The sequence below is a fragment of the Dethiobacter alkaliphilus AHT 1 genome (assembly GCF_000174415.1).
In the GTDB taxonomy this organism is placed as follows: Bacteria; Bacillota; Dethiobacteria; order Dethiobacterales; family Dethiobacteraceae; genus Dethiobacter; species Dethiobacter alkaliphilus.
In genome coordinates, this window is record NZ_ACJM01000007.1 from 137,791 (window position 1) to 155,360 (window position 17,570).

The 17,570-nt window shown below is 51.0% G+C and carries 18 protein-coding genes; 4 read left to right on the forward strand and 14 right to left on the reverse strand.

Annotation, left to right across the window (positions count from 1 at the left end; all coding sequences use genetic code 11):
* Nucleotides 1-325 precede the first annotated feature (325 nt).
* Both DEALDRAFT_RS08215 and DEALDRAFT_RS08220 read left to right on the forward strand, forming a co-directional pair.
* Nucleotides 326-1,543 (forward strand): multiheme c-type cytochrome, encoded by a 1,218-nt coding sequence (locus DEALDRAFT_RS08215; protein ID WP_008516558.1) that lies wholly within the window; start codon nt 326-328, stop codon nt 1,541-1,543.
* Between the two features lie 409 nt (nt 1,544-1,952).
* A complete protein-coding gene (locus tag DEALDRAFT_RS08220) occupies nt 1,953-3,173 on the forward strand; it encodes a cytochrome c3 family protein (RefSeq protein ID WP_008516559.1) in 1,221 nt (406 codons plus the stop codon).
* Nucleotides 3,174-3,274: 101 nt separating this feature from the next.
* Here the strand turns inward: DEALDRAFT_RS08220 and DEALDRAFT_RS08225 are convergent, their stop codons facing one another.
* Both DEALDRAFT_RS08225 and DEALDRAFT_RS08230 read right to left on the reverse strand, forming a co-directional pair.
* Nucleotides 3,275-3,487, reverse strand: coding sequence for a hypothetical protein (locus DEALDRAFT_RS08225; RefSeq protein ID WP_008516560.1), 213 nt, complete (start codon nt 3,485-3,487; stop codon nt 3,275-3,277).
* A 157-nt stretch (nt 3,488-3,644) separates the two neighbouring features.
* A complete protein-coding gene (locus tag DEALDRAFT_RS08230) occupies nt 3,645-4,373 on the reverse strand; it encodes a transposase (RefSeq protein ID WP_243441152.1) in 729 nt (242 codons plus the stop codon).
* 232 nt (nt 4,374-4,605) lie between these two features.
* Between DEALDRAFT_RS08230 and DEALDRAFT_RS08235 the strand changes: the two genes are divergently transcribed.
* Nucleotides 4,606-4,848: an AbrB/MazE/SpoVT family DNA-binding domain-containing protein gene (locus tag DEALDRAFT_RS08235; RefSeq protein WP_008516563.1), complete on the forward strand. Its 243-nt coding sequence runs from the start codon at nt 4,606-4,608 to the stop codon at nt 4,846-4,848.
* Nucleotides 4,842-5,180: a type II toxin-antitoxin system PemK/MazF family toxin gene (locus tag DEALDRAFT_RS08240; RefSeq protein ID WP_008516564.1), complete on the forward strand. Its 339-nt coding sequence runs from the start codon at nt 4,842-4,844 to the stop codon at nt 5,178-5,180. The genes DEALDRAFT_RS08235 and DEALDRAFT_RS08240 overlap by 7 nt, the downstream gene beginning before the upstream one ends.
* Before the next feature lie 695 nt (nt 5,181-5,875).
* Here DEALDRAFT_RS08240 and DEALDRAFT_RS08250 read toward each other — a convergent pair.
* From DEALDRAFT_RS08250 to DEALDRAFT_RS08305, 12 genes are all read right to left on the reverse strand, one after another.
* Nucleotides 5,876-6,520, reverse strand: a complete 645-nt coding sequence (locus DEALDRAFT_RS08250) for a V-type ATP synthase subunit D (protein ID WP_008516566.1) — start codon at nt 6,518-6,520, stop codon at nt 5,876-5,878.
* Nucleotides 6,521-6,523: 3 nt separating this feature from the next.
* Nucleotides 6,524-7,903, reverse strand: coding sequence for a V-type ATP synthase subunit B (locus tag DEALDRAFT_RS08255; protein ID WP_008516567.1), 1,380 nt, complete (start codon nt 7,901-7,903; stop codon nt 6,524-6,526).
* A 15-nt stretch (nt 7,904-7,918) separates the two neighbouring features.
* Nucleotides 7,919-9,709 carry a V-type ATP synthase subunit A gene (locus DEALDRAFT_RS08260; RefSeq protein ID WP_008516568.1) on the reverse strand — a complete coding sequence of 597 codons (1,791 nt, stop codon included), beginning with the start codon at nt 9,707-9,709 and terminating at the stop codon, nt 7,919-7,921.
* Between the two features lie 2 nt (nt 9,710-9,711).
* On the reverse strand, nt 9,712-10,044 hold the full coding sequence (locus tag DEALDRAFT_RS08265) for a V-type ATP synthase subunit F (protein ID WP_008516569.1): 333 nt from the start codon (nt 10,042-10,044) through the stop codon (nt 9,712-9,714).
* Complete coding sequence (locus DEALDRAFT_RS08270; RefSeq protein ID WP_008516570.1) at nt 10,031-11,035, reverse strand: V-type ATP synthase subunit C; 1,005 nt, start codon at nt 11,033-11,035, stop codon at nt 10,031-10,033. Before DEALDRAFT_RS08270 ends, DEALDRAFT_RS08265 begins: the two co-directional genes overlap by 14 nt.
* A 97-nt stretch (nt 11,036-11,132) precedes the next feature.
* Nucleotides 11,133-11,732, reverse strand: coding sequence for a V-type ATP synthase subunit E (locus tag DEALDRAFT_RS08275; protein ID WP_008516571.1), 600 nt, complete (start codon nt 11,730-11,732; stop codon nt 11,133-11,135).
* A 13-nt stretch (nt 11,733-11,745) separates the two neighbouring features.
* On the reverse strand, nt 11,746-12,225 hold the full coding sequence (locus DEALDRAFT_RS08280; RefSeq protein WP_008516574.1) for a V-type ATP synthase subunit K: 480 nt from the start codon (nt 12,223-12,225) through the stop codon (nt 11,746-11,748).
* A 79-nt stretch (nt 12,226-12,304) separates the two neighbouring features.
* On the reverse strand, nt 12,305-14,248 hold the full coding sequence (locus tag DEALDRAFT_RS08285; protein WP_161598025.1) for a V-type ATP synthase subunit I: 1,944 nt from the start codon (nt 14,246-14,248) through the stop codon (nt 12,305-12,307).
* 1 nt (nt 14,249) lies between these two features.
* Entirely contained in the window at nt 14,250-14,576 is a 327-nt protein-coding gene (locus DEALDRAFT_RS08290) for an ATP synthase subunit B family protein (protein ID WP_008516577.1), read from the reverse strand.
* 201 nt (nt 14,577-14,777) lie between these two features.
* The gene (locus DEALDRAFT_RS08295) at nt 14,778-14,987 is read right to left on the reverse strand and encodes an AtpZ/AtpI family protein (RefSeq protein ID WP_008516578.1); all 210 of its coding nucleotides are present in this window, start codon (nt 14,985-14,987) and stop codon (nt 14,778-14,780) included.
* A 276-nt stretch (nt 14,988-15,263) separates the two neighbouring features.
* A complete protein-coding gene (locus DEALDRAFT_RS08300) occupies nt 15,264-16,445 on the reverse strand; it encodes an acetyl-CoA C-acetyltransferase (protein ID WP_008516579.1) in 1,182 nt (393 codons plus the stop codon).
* A gap of 98 nt (nt 16,446-16,543) precedes the next feature.
* A complete protein-coding gene (locus tag DEALDRAFT_RS08305; protein ID WP_008516580.1) occupies nt 16,544-17,569 on the reverse strand; it encodes a lysylphosphatidylglycerol synthase transmembrane domain-containing protein in 1,026 nt (341 codons plus the stop codon).
* Nucleotide 17,570 lies beyond the last annotated feature (1 nt).

Below are 17,570 nucleotides of genomic sequence, written 5' to 3' on the forward strand. Positions count from 1 at the left end.
ACAGTACGAAACGGGTGTTTACTGCACGTAGGTCATTATGCCCCTGGTACTAAAATAGGGCAATTTATTGGATTTTGGGGACATTTTATGTCTAATTTACACCGAAAAGGACATTTGTCTTGGGTCATAGGTACCCATGCACCCGAGGAGATATAGCTTGTAAGTAGAATTCACAAAGTGAGCTCTTTTAACTCAAGTAGTTATTACGTTCATTTAGTTAAAAATACCTTAGTAAAAATGTTAAAAGAGCGGACAACAAATATAAAGGGGGATAGAGCAAATTTAACCGGAAGCAAGCTTTATCAATTTTTTTTAGGGGGTAGAGATGTTGAAAAAGAGTTTACTATTGTTGCTTTGTCTGGCTCTGATTGCCTTTGTTGCCGTAGGTTGTGGCAACAATGACAACGTAGCCGATAACGGTAACAACAATAACAACGATGCCAATGATAACGACAACGGCGACGAAGTGGTAGAACTGACATACGTTGGTTCCGATAGATGCGCCGCTTGCCACGGCGACGAGCATGCAGGCTGGAAAGACACCCAGCATCCATACATGATCATGGATGCGGATGAAATCCTTCCTGAAGCCGTAGCCGCTCTGGAAGCTGCCATTGCCAATGGCGACGAAGACTTGCTGCGCATCGGAGCAGACGGTGAAGTTCTTACTTCAGTGGATCAGATTGACCTTGTTAACGGCGGATTTTTTAAACAGCGTTTTGTGTTCAGAACTGATGAAGGGCACCGGTTCTTAACTTCCCAGTTTAACGTGCCTTCCGGTGAATTATCCCCGTATGGTGCCGGTAGCCTTTGGGAAGACAACTGCATCGGCTGCCACTCCACCGGATTTGATCTGGAGTTGTCCCAGTCTCTTGTCAGAAGTGATCCAAACTACAGACTGGAAGACAACTTTGCCGAGCCGGGCGTTGGCTGTGAAGCCTGCCACGGTCCCGGTAGTGCACACATTGCCGATGTGACCAACCCCGAATTAATCGTTAACCCGGCTGACTTTACCATCGAAGAGCAGCTCCATTTCTGTGGTTCCTGTCACGCCCGTGCTTCCGGCAGCCTCGAAGTACCTGGACGGAACGACCCCATCGGCTTTGAAATCGGTGATGATATCTTTGATTACACCAAGGTTCTCAGCCCCGGCACTAACCAGAACGTTTGGTTGGGCGAAAGCGGTCGTTACTATGACAGCGAAGAAGACGGAAACTGGCGTTTCTTTGAAGACGGCGGTTCCAGATCTCACAGAATGCAGTTTAACGACTTAATCCAAGGTCCTCACTGGGGCGTAGTATCCTGCACCGACTGCCACGATGTGCACGCAGCCGGCCAGGTACACACTTCCACTGGCGCTCCCAGCACATTAAGATGGGCGTTCGAGGATACCTGTAATGCCTGCCATGAAGATGGCCAGTATGACCCCGAAGAGTATATGCCAGTACGTGCTAGCAGCAGCAACACTCCGGATCAGCGCAACCACACCTTCCTCCCTGGTGGTGTAGGCGACCCTGACCCCAATGTTCCTGAGCAAAACTAATCGATTCATTAAGAAGAAAGGCTGCGTCATACGCGGCCTTTTTTCTTTTGTACAAAAAAGGGACGGACCTTTTTTCGCATCTCTTTGCAGAATTTTGCACATTTAACGCTCGTAAAACACTTTTTACTGTAGGCTTTATAATTATTAGAAGAAGCAGGCGTTAGTTTGCCTCTTTTGCAAATCTGTGTCTTTTCAGGACTTATTGACAACTTTTAGGTCTATTTATTACAAAATTATTGCGAAAAGGACATTTGTCTCGGGACAGAGTTGCTTATGGCATCGAGGGATTGGGACTTGTGCGCCGAATTCACAAGAGGAGCTCTTCAAACACTGCTGCAAAAGTGATCACCACAGGGAGGTTGAAGCATGGCTGTAGCGGTACCAACAACTTATAAAGGGGGTTTTTATTTTGAGAAAGAGCTGGTTGTTATTCTTCTGCATGGCCATTTTAGTTGTGGCTCTCGCTGCAGGTTGTGGCAACAACGACAACAACAATGTTGCCGACAACAACAACGAGAACAATGACAATGACAATGGCGAAGAAGTAGCAGAGCTGACTTACGTCGGTTCTGAGTCCTGCTCCACCTGTCACAGCGGCGAGCATGCAGGATGGTTGGAAACTGAGCATCCATACATGATTCAGGATGCCTCAGAAATGTGGGATGTTTCCAGAGCGGCTTTGGAAGCCGAACTGGAAAAAGGTGAAGACAGCGAATTTACCACCATCGGTGGCGATCGCGGTCGCATCGAATCTTTGGACGAAATCGTATACATCGTAGGTCAGAGATGGAAGCAGCGCTTCGTTGTTAAGACTGACGAAGGTTATGGCTTCCTGACCACTCAGTACTACCCTGAAGGTGCTGACGGAGCCGGCCTTTACGGTTACGGCGGAGGCAGCATTTATGAAGACCGCTGCCTGGCCTGCCACGCTACCGGTTTTGACCTGGAAGCCAGTCAAACTGTTGACAGAACTGCAGCTGACTACAGGCTGGAAGATATCGTTTCTGAAATTGGCGTAGGCTGTGAAGCTTGCCACGGACCTGGTTCCGAGCACGTTGCCAGCCCCTCTAAGGACAACATTGTTAACATCCGTAACCTGAGCATTGCTCAGCAAAACGACTTCTGCGGCACCTGCCATGCCAGAAACAGCGGCACTGTGGGTCATGACGCCCGCCAGGATCCCATCGGCTATGAATTCGGCGATGACCTGCGCGACATCACTCTGCCCCAGAGCGTTGTAACCGGTGAAAACATCTGGCGCAAAGTTGAAGGCGGCGAAACCGTCGGCTACTTCGATGCTGCTGAAGACGGCAGCATGCGCTTCTTTGCAGACGGTGCCGGTCGCTCTCACCGCATGCAGTACAATGACTTTGAGCAGACTGCAATGTTTGACAGCAAGAGCTGTATCGACTGTCACGACCTTCATTCTGCCAACGGCTTGGTTGGCGACAGCTTCGACGACACCTGTGCACAGTGTCATGGAGATGAAACCTTTGACATTGATGAGCTGATGCCCGTAAGAGCCTTCAGCAGCAACACTCCGGACATGAGAGTTCATACCTTCCTGCCCGGCGGCGAAGGTAACCCCAACGACGATGTTATTCCGCTGACAGATGACTCTGAAGAGTAAACCGATTAATTAAGAAACCGGCCAAATGGCCGGTTTCTTTTATATCAGCAGGGGAAAACGGGCCTCGTTATGAGTGCCCGTTTTCCGTTAAGTACGTAAGGCTATTGATTGGCGAGCGCGCCTTGTACGCCGCAACCCGCTGGGCTTGGGGCCCGACGCGGCGCCTGTTCGCTCTCATTTTTAATCACCCTCAATTTCGCCATTTGGCACTCTTGAGACTGATTAACAGTGTGTAATTTTAGGGGTTCTCCCTTAAAGACTTTTTCATTGGATTCCGCGATCCGCTTAAGCAAACGGCCAAATTGAGTGAACATCTTCGTCCCTCCTTTTTTTGAATATACAACCAACTATAGCAAACTATTCAGATAATTGCAACAAAAAATTGCAAAATAAATTCTGAACTTTCAATAAACGACACAGTGCAAAAGGGGGACGGACCTTTTTTCGCACTGTTTTGCAGGATTTTGCATATCAGGCGCGGTATATAAGATGCACACTGACCCCCAGCATCTCTGCCAAAACCTTCGCCGGCAAGTTAACTTTTTCACGTATTTCCCTTAAAATTTGAGCCCGTAGAGCTAGGTTTGTGGACGCCAGGCTTTCGGTTGTTATCTTGTGCTTTGCCAGGATTTCTTTTATCACTACTTCAGCTTCCCGCCTTTTTTCGTCCAAATCTTTTTCTATATCTATGAAATTGTCTTCCGCGTCCAACGCCGAAAAGATAGCAAACTTTTTCTGTGCAACGGATCTTATATTAGCAAAAAGCCCCAAAACAAATTCGGTATCAAGCAGTTTTGTGCCTTCCTCTTTTTCCAGGTAAGCACGGTAGCTACTCCACAGATAACCATCAGGTTGGTGCACTAAATAGGCTTTGCATGGGTTGTTATGAACATACCTTATACATTCAATGAGCCGACTATCCGTTTCTATGGTCTCGCTGCGATAACGACTTTGGAATAGATAACCCACCCTACCATATTTTTTGTTAAAATAGGTGGCGTACCGAACATTTATCCTCTTCATTATTTCCGGCAACAATTCATCGCCTTCTTTGATTACCAGATGAACATGGTTATCCATGATGCAATAAGCGAAGAGGATAAAGCCCGAAATTTTTTGGACCTTGAAAAGCACTTGCAAGAAGTATCTCTTGTCCTCTTCGTCTAAAAAGATTAGTGTCTTGTTTACGCCTCTTATCATCACATGATACACCCCACTTCTGCTCCGCTTCCGTGGACCTCTTGGCATAAATTCCACACTCCTTTCCTTTCGAACATTTGTTCGTGCAGAATATTTCGCTGTTAATATCGAAAATCCTGCAAGGAATTACAGTAAAAATACAAAAAATGATACGTCCCCAATTAGCATTGAGTCTAATTGACTGCTCTTTTACCATGATGTATAATCAATGTAGATACAAAGGAGTGGTTATATGCTTATAAAGGTACAAAAGTGGGGTAACAGTCTGGCGCTGAGAATACCCAAGTCTTTTGCCAATGAGATTCAACTAAAAAACGGATCCAATATAAATCTTTCCATAGCCGAAGGTAAACTTATTATTGAACCTGTAGATGAAAAGAAATATAAGCTGGAGGAATTGCTCGAAGAGGTAAAAGAGACCAATCTCCATAAAGAATATTCTTTTGGCAAACCGGAAGGTAAAGAAATATGGTAGGTAAGGTATATGTTCCGTGTCGCGGTGATATTGTCTGGTTGGATTTTTCCCCACAATCAGGACATGAACAGGCTGGCAGGAGGCCTGCGGTATGTATTTCCCCAAATGCTTACAATAAGAAAGTAGGTCTTGCTATTTTTTGCCCCATAACTTCCAATCAAAAGGGTTATCCATTTGAAGTGCTGTTGCCGGATAAACTTCCAATCAAGGGTGTTGTACTGGCAGATCATCTGAAAAATCTAGATTGGCGCAGCCGGAATACCTCATATATCTGCTCACTGGATGAAAGCACTTTTGCAGAAGTCCTGGGTAAGATTCATACTCTTATTTAAAGGACAACCTTAACTTACTGCGGTTAAGGTCATTCCTCTTTGCATTACAAACCGTGCAAAAGTGTGCAAAGAAATGCGAAAAAAGGTCCGTCCCTGGTTTGCACAGGGAAAACGGGCCTCGTTATGAGTGCCCGTTTTCCTAAAGGATTTTACGCTATTGGTTCGCAATTGCACCTTCCCTGCATTGGGCTCACAGCACAAATGGGAGCTCGACGCGGTGCCTGTTTACTGTCATTTCTAATCATCCTCAATTTCGCCATTTGGCTCTCTTGAGACTGATTAATGGTGTACACCTTCAGGGGCTTCCCCTGGAACACCTTTTCATTGGATTTCGCAATCCTTTCCAGCAAACGGCCAAATTGAGTTAACATCTGCTTCCCTCCTTTTTGAGTTGTACTTCTTATAGTATCAGAATATTCTGACAATTGCAATCTAAAATCAGTAAGTACAAATAATAACTTTCAGAGCTAAATGCAGCCGTTTTTGCAGAATGTGTTGTGGCGGGATAACATGCTTATCAAAGTGTTGTTATGGCAGAATGCTGTGGCTAGAGTGATTCCTCTTTGCATCGCAAACCGTGCAGAAAGTTGCAATGAAGTGCGAAAAAAGGTCCGTCCCCGGTTTGCGGGGTTGGAAAAGAAATGCTGCTGTGCGATTTGCACAGCAGCATTTTTGGGTTTAGGTTTCGGTTTGGATTAGTCTTCTCCGCGGACGATGTCTTTGATTTTCATCAGGCGGGTTAAACCGGCCCGTTCGTTTTCGTCCAGTTTCATGCTGATATATTTAATGGTTTGTTGCAACTGGGGAATGAGGACATGCTCCAGGGCGTTAACCCGGCGGCGGGTTTTGTCAATCTCATCCGCCAGCAGGCCCACCGACTTTTCCAGTTCGGCCAGACGCAGTAGGTGCGGCAGAACTTCAGCCAGGGTGGCAATGGAGGTATCCAGCTCACCGGAGGTGTTGGCAAAACCGTAGGGGGTGGCGTCTTCTTCTTCACCTTCGGTGCCTTCTTTGGCAGCAGAGGTGATTTTGGGGACGTGCACGCTCATTACGTTTTTGGTTTCCACATCCACTTTAACGGCGGCTTTGGGATACATGATGGCCTCTTCCAGGGATTCGCCGCTCATCACGGCGCTGGCCAGCAGGAAGTTGGCGAAAGAACGGGAAAGTTCCGCTTCCACCCGTGTGCGCAGATCCTTGTTTTCGCGAACCAGCTCAAGGAATACACGCATCAGCTCATCTCGCTTGTCTTTCAGGAGTTTATGACCGCGCTGTGCCATTTTAAGGCGGGTTTTTAAGCGGTTAAACTCCATCCGGGTCGGGTTTACGCGAATTTCCATATCTTATTCCCCCTTAGCGGGCAGATATTTTTCCAGATATTCGTCGCGAACCCGCTTCAGCTCGGTGCGGGGCAGGAGGGACAAGAGGTCCCAGCCGATGGACAGGGTGTCAATAATGGTACGATCTTCGTTTTCACCCTGGTTTACATAGCGGTTCTCAAACTCGTCGGCAAACTTAGCAAACAGTTTGTCGGCGTCGGAGAGTGCCGCTTCACCGAGAATGGCGGCCAGTTCTTTGGCTTCTTTACCACGGGCGTAACCGGCATACAGCTGGTTCAGTACGTCGGCGTGGTCTTCCCGTGTTTTTCCGTCACCAATACCTTTATCCTTCAGACGGGACAGAGACGGCAGCACGTCTACCGGTGGGTAGATGCCTTTTCTGTTCAGAGAACGGTTGAGCATAATCTGACCTTCGGTGATGTAGCCGGTGAGGTCAGGAATGGGGTGCGTCTTGTCGTCTTCAGGCATGGTGAGAATGGGAATCTGAGTGATGGAACCTTCGCGGTCCCGGATCCGGCCGGCACGCTCATAGAGTGTGGCCAAGTCGGTGTAGAGGTAACCGGGATAGCCGCGGCGGCCCGGAACTTCTTTACGGGCGGCGGAGATTTCCCGCAGCGCTTCGGCGTAGTTGGTGATGTCGGTCATGATAACCAGAACGTGCATCCCTTTTTCATACGCCAGGTATTCGGCGGCGGTCAGAGCCATCCGCGGTGTAGCGATCCGCTCAATGGCGGGGTCATCCGCTAGGTTGATGAAGAGCACGGAACGGTCGATAGCACCGGTTTTACGGAAGTCGGAGATGAAGAAGTCCGCTTCCTCGAAGGTGATACCCATGGCGGCAAACACCAGGGCGAACTTTGCATCGGTTCCCAGAACCTTGGCCTGACGGGCAATCTGTGCAGCCAGACGGTTGTGGGGCAGACCGGAGCCGGAGAAAATCGGCAGCTTCTGTCCACGAACCAGGGTGTTCAGGCCGTCAATGGTGGAAACACCGGTCTGAATAAACTCAGACGGATAGTTCCGTGCATAGGGGTTAAGGGGGAGGCCGTTGATGTCTAAGCGGTCCTCAGGGATAATCTTTGGACCATTGTCCCGGGGACGACCCAGGCCGTCGAAAACACGGCCCAGCATATCCATGGACACCGGCAGCTCAATACCCTTGCCCAAGAAACGTACCTTGGATTGATTTACGTTCATGCCGCTGGAACCTTCGAAAATCTGTACCAGCGCTTTATCACGGTTTACCTCCAGCACGCGTCCGCGGCGGATCGAACCGTCCTTCAGTTCAATTTCAGCCAGTTCGCCGAACTTGATGCCGTCAACCTGCTCGACCATCATCAAAGGTCCGACGATTTCTGAAACACTACGATACTCTTTTTGCATGGCGGTCCCTCCTTCCTACGCGTACTGCTGCTGGTCTTCGTCACCGCCGGTGATGCCGGCGATCTGTTCTTTCACAGCAGCTTCATATTCATCGATTTTGGCAATGTCATCTTCCGCCAGGTAACGGGCACGGGCGATTTGGTCACGCACCGGCAGGTTGAGGATATCCAGCAGGTTGGCACCGCGTTCGGTGGCGCGCCGGGCCTCATGGTGGAAGAGCATAATCAGTCGGATCATCTTAAACTGCTTCTGCATGGAAGCGTAGGTGTCCACTTCGTGGAAAGAGTTCTGGTGCAAAAAGTCTTCCCGGATGGACTTGGCAGTCTCCAGGGTGAGGCGCTCTTTCTCGGAAAGGGCGTCTACACCAACCAGGCGCACGATTTCTTCCAGTTCCGCTTCTTCCTGCAGAAGCTTCATAGCTTCATTGCGATATTCGGTCCACTCACTGCCGAAGTTGTTCCGATAGTACTCATCGAAGATATCGGTGTAGAGTGAGTAGGACTGCAGCCAGTTAATGGCGGGGAAGTGACGGCGGTACGCCAGAGAGGCGTCCAGGCCCCAGAACACTTTAACAATCCGCAGAGTATTCTGAGAAACGGGCTCGGAGAGGTCACCACCGGGAGGTGATACCGCACCTACTGCTGTCAGTGCACCGATGCGCTCATCGGAACCCAGGCAGTTTACCTTACCGGCACGCTCGTAGAATTCCGCAACACGGGAACCCAGGTACGCCGGATAACCTTCTTCACCGGGCATCTCTTCCAGACGGCCGGACATTTCCCGCAGCGCTTCCGCCCAGCGGGAGGTGGAGTCGGCCATCATGGCCACCGAGTAACCCATATCACGGAAGTATTCCGCAATGGTGATACCGGTGTAGATGGATGCTTCACGGGCCGCAACGGGCATGTCGGAAGTGTTGGCGATCAGAACGGTCCGCTTCATCAGCGGTTCGCCGGACTTGGGGTCTTTTAGTTCGGGGAATTCGTTTAGAACGTCGGTCATCTCGTTGCCGCGCTCACCGCAACCAACGTAGACGATAATTTCAGCGTCGGCCCATTTGGCCAACTGGTGCTGAGTAACGGTTTTACCGGAACCGAAGGGTCCGGGAATACTGGCGGCACCGCCTTTGGCTACCGGGAAGAACATGTCGATAACGCGCTGGCCTGTAACCAGAGGCTCGTTGGGAGACAGTTTTTCCTGATAGGGGCGGCCGCGACGTACAGGCCACTTCTGCATCATCTGTACTTCAGTGGTCTTGCCGTCTTTTTCCACTTTGGCAATTGTTTCTTCCACGGTGGCTTCACCGTTGTGGATGAAGGTCAGCTTGCCGTTTACACCGGGAGGCACCATGATGCTGTGCACAACCAGGGTGGTTTCCTGCACAGTACCCAGGACGTCGCCGGCCACCACTTCGTCGCCTTGGTTTTTAGTAGGCTGGAAGTTCCACTTTTTGTCGCGGGGCAGGGATTGTACCTCAACGCCGCGGGCAATTCTGGCACCTACCTGGTTGTAGATGGCGTCCAGGGGACGCTGAATGCCGTCGTAAATCGCTTCAATCAGGCCGGGTCCCAATTCCACACTAAGGGGCATCTCGGTGGAGTACACCGGTTCGCCGGGGCCTAGGCCTGCGGTCTCTTCATATACCTGGATAGATGCGCGCTCTCCGCGCACTTCAATAATTTCGCCGATCAACCGCTTGTCACTAACGCGGACAACATCAAACATCTTGGCGCCCGCCATATTTTCCGCAACGACAAGCGGGCCGGAAACTTTGACGACTCTACCCACATTTTCCGTATTGGTCAAAGCTAACTACCCTCTTTCCCAAATAAGATATCAGCGCCGATAGCCTTCTCTGCATTCCGCTTAATCTGCTGCATGCCCAGTCCCAGGGTTCCCTGGTTATTGGGGATGAGCACCACCGCCGGTATCAGCTTCTTGTTCAGCTCGTCAATTTGCGGCTGAATATGCTGGGCAATGGCTTCGGTGATGCAGACGATGGCAACTTTGTCTCGTACAATTTCCTGCAGGGCGCTGGCCGCTTCGTCACCGTTGGTTACCGGATATGCGGCGACACCAAGGGCTTTGAAACCCAGAATTGAGTCTTTTTCACCAACTACCGCAACCTTATACATAGACATCACGTAACCTTTCCTTGATCTCTTCGGTGGGCAGCTGGTTGATTTTACCGACCATCACAATGCGAATCATTTTAATCTCATTTTCCTTGGCCAACAGATACCCCACGATGGGCTCGGGCCCGAATGTGACGTATTTAGCCTTCTTGATCATGTTAATGAGATGGTCGTCGGCCAGCTTTTCAAAGCGGGTCAGAGTATCGGTCTTTTGATACGTCTGAATTCCCTCTTCCACCACCGATGCGTACCGGGAATACATCAGCCGGTCCACCAATACTTCCAGGGGCTCCGCCAACTGGACAAGTTTTGTCATGTCCACATCGGCGGCGGGCAGCAGTGCCTGCTCCAGAAAGTCTTTGGGACGGCCCAGACGCCGTACGCGCAAGTAGGTCTTGATGTTTAAGAGATCAATCTGATTGGTCAGATAATCTTTGAGAAACGGCGACTTTAATTCGTCGGCCAGTTCCTGACATTCTTCATACATGGCCCGATCCAGTAATAGATCTACCAGCTGCGGGTCCGCCTCCATACGAAACTGCTCGGAGATGGTTTCCGCCGCCTGGCGCATGCGGGGAGGCAGGTTGCTATAGTCATCATCACTGACGGCACGGACCAGTTCTTCCAGGGCAATATTGCCCACTTCCGTAACCAACAGTTCGTCCCTTTTTTCGCCCAGTTTGTTGGCTTTAATCAGGACTTTTAAGTTATGATAGTCAAATTTCTTGGCAAAGAGGCCGATTAGTTCGGGCTCCGGTGAAATTTTGCGCAGCTCCAGATAAACGCGGCGCAATTCATGATCCAGCACCTGTTCAAAGTGGTGAACACTGTCCAGGTTAGCCAGATACTCGGCATATTCGCTTTCACTGAGCACCTTCAGCGCTTCATCAGCGTTTTTGGCCTCTACCATACGCTCAATCTTACCGTGGTCCAAAAGCCGTGTTTCCATGGCACGGATTCGGCCCACAGCGTAGGCATACCGGTCATTACTTGGCACGCTCCAAGCCTCCTTTCATGCCGGAGATCAGAGGTCAGTGCCGGTTGCCGGACTATTGCCGACATACCGGGCCTTCTCTGCCTTCCAGCGTTGGTTATTAACTAAAAAGGATTGCCGCTACTTCCGGTTCCAGTTCGTCACGCTGCATACGCAGGATGGAGTCAAACGAGTTGTTGATCTCCACGTCTCCGCTGCGCAGGATAAAACCACCCTGCATTTCACGCGTTTCACCGGAGAGGGTCAGGTTGCCCTGCTTGCCCTGTTCCTTCAGAGCCTGGTTAACACGGCCCAGAAGTTCCGGAGTGAAGCGCCCCGCATCTGCGGGGGAGACGATGATTTCTTCGGCACCGGTTTGCGCTGCGGCTAGGAGCATGGGGTAAATCACGTCTTCATATTGTTTTTGGTCCAAACCTTTCAGGCGCTCCAAAGCCTGCCTGAAGGTATCTTCAATGAGTTCTTCTTTTGCAGCCAGAATGGCCTTACGGGCATCAAGCTCCGCAATGGTTTGGGCGCGGCGGCGCCGCTCCTCACCGGTGGCGCGGGCCTGCTGCAGCACGCTTTCTTTCTTGGCCGCAGCCTCTTCTTCGCCTTTGGCGATGATGGCTTCAGCTTTTTTGCGCGCTTCCTCCAGGACTACTTCTGCCTGGCTGCCGGCTTCCGCCAAGATTTTTTCCCTGAGCTTATCGGCTCCTGACATCAGGCAGCCCCCCTTAAATTCCGAAGAACATGATCATGATGGACATCAGCAGTGCGAAAATAGCATAGGTTTCTACCATAACGGCATAGATAATACCTTTACCCAATTCTTCGGGGCGTTTGGCAACCATCAGTACGCCGCTGGCAGCAACTTTGCCCTGATAGATAGCAGAGAGAAGACCTACAAAAGCAATGGGCATAGCTGCGAAGAAATAACCCCAACCTTCTGCCATGGAGAGAGCAACAGCTTCCCCACCGATCATGCCGGTTTGCTGCAGAATCAAGAAACCGGTCAACAGGCCGTAAATACCCTGTGTGCCGGGCAGAGCCTGGAGAAGCAGGGTGGGACCGAACTTGTCCGGATCCTCTGTCAGGACACCGGCGGCGGTCTGACCAACAATACCGATACCAATTGCGGAACCAATACCTGCCAGCAATACAGCGAGTGCTGCACCAATAAGCGCTAAGCTCGCACCAGTCATAGTTTCAATCATTGATAAATGCCTCCTTTTTCCACAGGCGTATTAGTTTTTTTTTGGACGCCTGTCAGTAAACAATGTTTATTTTTTGTTTTTATTTTTGCAGCCATTCGGGCTGAATTTCAATTTCCTTGGTGTTCAGCTTAAACGGCACAAATGAGCGACCGCCACCTTCATAGAACCGGTTATAAAACTCGATGTACTGGAGACGGCTGGCGTGAATGTAGGCGCCAAGCGAGTTAATCACCAGGTTGAAAGTGTGGCCTACCAACAGCAGTGGTATCATGATGACCCAGCCAATGATATGGCCTGTCAAAAGCCCCGCCATGGTGTTGACCGCCAGAGCAATAACACCGGTAGCCAGTCCCAAAGCCAACAGACGGGAGTAGGAAAGAACGTCACTGAGGTATCCGGTGATGTCATACAGAGACAAAAGACCGGACAGGAACTTTTTGACGATGGTGGGCTGGGTACGGCCCTGGGTCAGTACCAGGCCGATGGCTGCAGCGATGGCCATGGGGCCGCCGATGCCCAACTCAGGCATAATTGCCATTAGCAGGATACCGATGATTAAGAGGTACCATAAGCCCTGATCGAAGACGGCATCCAAGATTCTGCCTTCCCTAATGCTCCAGGCAGCTTTGATGGCCATCCCGTAAAAGATCTGGATAATCCCCAGTGCCAGAGAATAAACAAGAAGCAGGATGGGATCTTCCAGTGCGCTGAAGTACAGCGGGGCGCCCAACAGATCTGCGCCAAACCAGCCGCCCACCAGCCAGCCAAACACGAAGGTGGAGATACCACCGGCGAAAATAATCCACAGCAGGTTACGTGCGCCCTGAGGCTTAATCTTGGTCAGGGCCAGCGCCGCCACCAGTGCCAGAATCACACCGTAGCCTGCATCGGTCATGGCCAGACCGAAGAAGACAATGAAAAACGGTGTCAGGTTGGCAGTGGGATCAAGGCCGTGGGGACTGGGTGTCCCGTAGAGTTTGGTAATGAACTCAAAAGGTGTAAAGGCCGGTTTGTTTTCCAGAGAAACCGGAAACGCTTCACCTTCCTCGGGTTCACGGGAGACAACCTCAACGGTGTCACAGGCCTTTTCCAGCTTCTTTTTCAGCTCCGGCAGATCCTGTTCACGAATCCAGCCTTCCAGAATGAAAGAGTTGCTGGTACGGGCAAAGCTGGCAACTTTCTGCTTTTTGTCCCGCTCCACCGTCAGATAATCAAGGTAATAATTCAGTTGTTCACGGTGTTTGACCTGTTCTCCGGCGGCTGCCAGCGCTTCCTGGCGCTCTTTGTCCGCCTGAACCAATTCCTTTTCAATCCGCTCCAGGTTTTCTTTTGGCGTCCCGGATAGCTTCGGAAAGGTATGTTTGTTAAAGTTGTGCTGCTTGAGAAGTGCCGGCACCTCTTCGGCATCTTCGGCGTGGTAGGCTACCAGTACGTAGGACTCGCCACGCTCTGCCTTCACTTCGTCCAAAACGAATGCTGCACCGGCTTCGGCCAGTTCTTCTTTGACCGGGCCCAGTTCTGCCGTGGGCAAAGTGCCCAGCTCGACGCGTACAGTGTTTGTGGACTTAACTTCTTCCAGGGGTACGGTTAGTTTATCCCATGGTTCCAGCTGCAGCTTCAGGTTCTGCAGCCGGGTTTCTTCATTGCGCAGGGAAATTAGTTTTTCATCCACCTGGCGCAGTGCGGCATATACCTGGTCAGTTGTTTCGGCCCACTGTGCTGCCGTGTCTGCCAGTTCATTTGCCAAAACCGACTTCTTTTCACCGTTAATGGCATCCAGCATGCCTTTTTTGGCGGGATAATACCGCTTCAGGAAATCCAGGGAAAAACGCACATCTGCTAACCGTTCCTCCAGTGTGTTTAACGCTTCCTGTTCCTGATCGCCTTCCACCAAATCGGCCCAGGCCTCATCTTCCAAATCCTTGGCCTGAAGATCGTTAACCTCCATTACACCAAGTTGCTGCAGGACGGCGAGGACCTGATCCTTCTCGGCCTGGTGGGCGACCAGGTAAACCTTGTTCATTTTAGATATGCCCATAGGTTTTCACGATCCTCTCCATGACCTTTGTAATTGCCGCTTCCTGTTTTTCGCGGGCAGCGCCGATTACCTTTTCAATCTCCTGTTCTGCACGTTGCTGAATGGGGGCCACCAGACTCTGGCCCTCTTTTTCCGCTGCGGCAACAATGTCGCGACCTTCTGCCTCTGCCGCTGCCAAACTCTTCTGGAAGACCTCGGACGCCTTTAGCTCCGCTTCCTGAACAATTTTACGGGCTTCAGCGTGGGCTTTGCGTTTTGCCTCTTCCGCCTGGTCTTCTGCGACCCGAATGTCTTTAATCATATCCACCAACAAACGCTATCACCTCCTCTGAAATTTATAAGAAAAGCGGCTTATTCAGTTCCATCAGCGCGCTTTTCAATACTGGTTTCCTCAGCAGCTTCACAAAATGTGAAGCGTTATTTCGTCACCAGTATATAAACCTTTGTCGGTCTCCGGCGGCAGCTTCCGGCCCGACAAACTGCATGAAAAGACAGCTTAGACCGGCCCCGGGCTCTATTTCTTTAAGAGCATCCGCATAGCCTGCCTAAACCCAGCAATCAACCCCAAAATCACACCAACAAGAACAAAAAGGGGCGCGTTGCCAAATTGTCTTCCCAGAAACTGGCCCAGCAGCACTCCGGCAAGTAAGGGAATGGAAATACTTAATGCCAGGTTAATTGCCAAACCAAAACCTGAGAAGTCCTCCGGGCGATACTTTACCACATTTTCACCTGCTTTTCCATACCATAATTATAGTTCCCAGCAATTCCCGGATATATCCAAAAAAACATGTGCGGCACACTATTTTTCCATATGTACCCGGATAATTACCACAGGCAAGTAATTAGCATTTCCCGAATGACCCTATTCCTTTTCGACAGGTATATGCAAATCCCTGCAACAAAAAGTAATCTTATAAGAATAAATTTACTTTTTCTTATGAATTTTCAGAATTTTGTGATTAAAATAACAGGCGCCTGTTTGGCGCCTGCTTTTTTTTTAGGAACGAGCCACCACAGTGGCCACACCCTGTCCGCCCCCAATACATAAGGTGGCAAGGCCTGTTTTGGCATCACGTTTTTTCATTTCATGTAGCAGTGTAACAAAGATTCTTGCCCCGCTGGCACCGATGGGATGACCGATGGCAATGGCTCCGCCGTTGACGTTAACGGCATCCATATTAAAGGAAAGAGTTTTGGCCACAGACAGTGCCTGGGCGGCAAACGCTTCATTGGCTTCAATCAGTTCCAGATCTCCCAACTCCATGCCGGCTTTGGCCAAAGCCTTCTTGGAAGCGTTAATGGGGCCGGTACCCATAATGCGCGGCTCTACCCCGGCGGAGGCGGAAGCCTTGATTTCTGCCAGCGGCTCCAGGCCCAGTTCGGCCGCTTTCTCCGCCGACATTACCACCACAGCGGCGGCACCGTCGTTTAAGCCGGAAGCGTTACCGGCAGTTACCGTACCGTCTTTTTTGAAGGCGGGACGGAGCTTGGCCAACACATCGGCGGTGGAACCCTTCTTGGGGAATTCGTCGGTATCAAAAATTACCGGATCACCTTTTCTTTGGGGCACTTCTACGGGAACAATTTCATCTTTAAAGCGGCCCGATTCAATGGCGGCCACGGCACGGCGCTGACTTTCCGCCGCCAGGGCATCCTGATCTTCCCGGGGGATGCAGAAATCAGCAGCAATGTTTTCTGCGGTAATGCCCATATGAATGCCGTCAAAAGCGCAGGTGAGACCGTCGGTGAGCATGGAATCTACCAGCTTGCCGTCGCCCATACGCTGCCCCCAGCGGGCTCCGGGAACCAAATACGGCGCCTGGCTCATGTTTTCCATGCCGCCGGCCACCACGATTTCCGCATCGCCCACCATAACCGCAGCTGCTGCCAGATTCACCGCTTTTAAGCCGGAGCCGCAAACTTTGTTGATGGTGAGGGCAGGCACGTCCACCGGCAGCCCGGCGCGAATGGTTGCCTGGCGGGCCGGATTCTGGCCCAGGCCGGCCTGCAGTACATTACCCATAATTACTTCGTCCACTGTGGCACCGTCTACGCCGGCCCGGCGCAGGGCTTCCTTAATTACCAGTCCACCCAGATCCACCGCCTGTACACCTTTTAAACTGCCACCAAAACTTCCTACTGCGGTTCGTACTGCACTTACTACTACAGCTTTTTTCACAATAATTTCCTCCCCTTTTTCTTATATTTTTAAATATTGCGACATTGCTTGCCGCTATATTGGGCTGCGGCCTGACGGCCGGCAGCCCAAAGGATAGCTTAAACTTTTTTTCCCAGCCCGCCCATGAAGATGGCTCCGAAAATCAGGGTCAGGTAATAGGTAAAGAAGCGCCAGGCCAGAATAAAAACCCCCAGAACACTGGCAGGAACAAAGGCGGCAAAAAGTGTGGCCAGCCCAAACTCAGCCACGCCGCTGCCTCCGGGAATGGGAACGTAGGGAATAACCAGCATAATCATTACCTGCCAGGCGATGGTGGTGTGAAAATCCACCGCCACACCCAGTCCGGCCAAAAGCACCGGGGCAATGGAGTAAAAGATACCCCAGAAAAGAACGGTTAAAAGCATGGGCACCAAAAAGCGCAGCCCGTTTTGCTTGTTAATATAACCCACCGTGTCCTGAAAGTGGTTGGCTTCATTGAGCAGGTTATCTACAAACCGGCGGACCTTGGGCCTTTTTTCGTAAAAAGACTGGAAATGACGGAACTGTTGCAGTTTCTGTAACAGCGACTGGGCCAACCCCGCCCGCCACATCAAGAGCAGGTAGACGGCGGTGGTGGCAATCATCACCCAGAAGGCATAGCGAAACAAAATAAAGATGGGGCCGGAGCCCTGGGCAGCGCGGCCGTCCACAAACAAAAGAAAGGCGGCGGCCAAAACAAAGACGCTTTTGGTTAAAAAGGCGCGAACCAGGGAAACGGCGGTGGATTCACCCGCCGACAGCCCGGAGCGGCAGAGTCCGTAGACCTGTGCCGGCCACTCTCCCACCGCCATAGGGGTGATGCCGGCAAAGAAGAAGGTCACCAGATAGACCCGGGTGCCGTCGCGCAGCGGCAGAGGGTCGGTATATCCCAGGGAATGGGCAATGGCCTTGATGCGCAGACCCTCCACGCCCCACAAAACAGCCACCATCAGAGTGGCAATAACCAAAAAACCGGGATCCAGGCGGAGCACGCTTTCTACGGTCTTTTCATCCACGGTAAAAAACATAATCAGGGCCAAAGACCCCACACTCAGTGCCAGTGAAACGAAGATACCACGTTTACTGACAGGCATTGAATTTGGCATT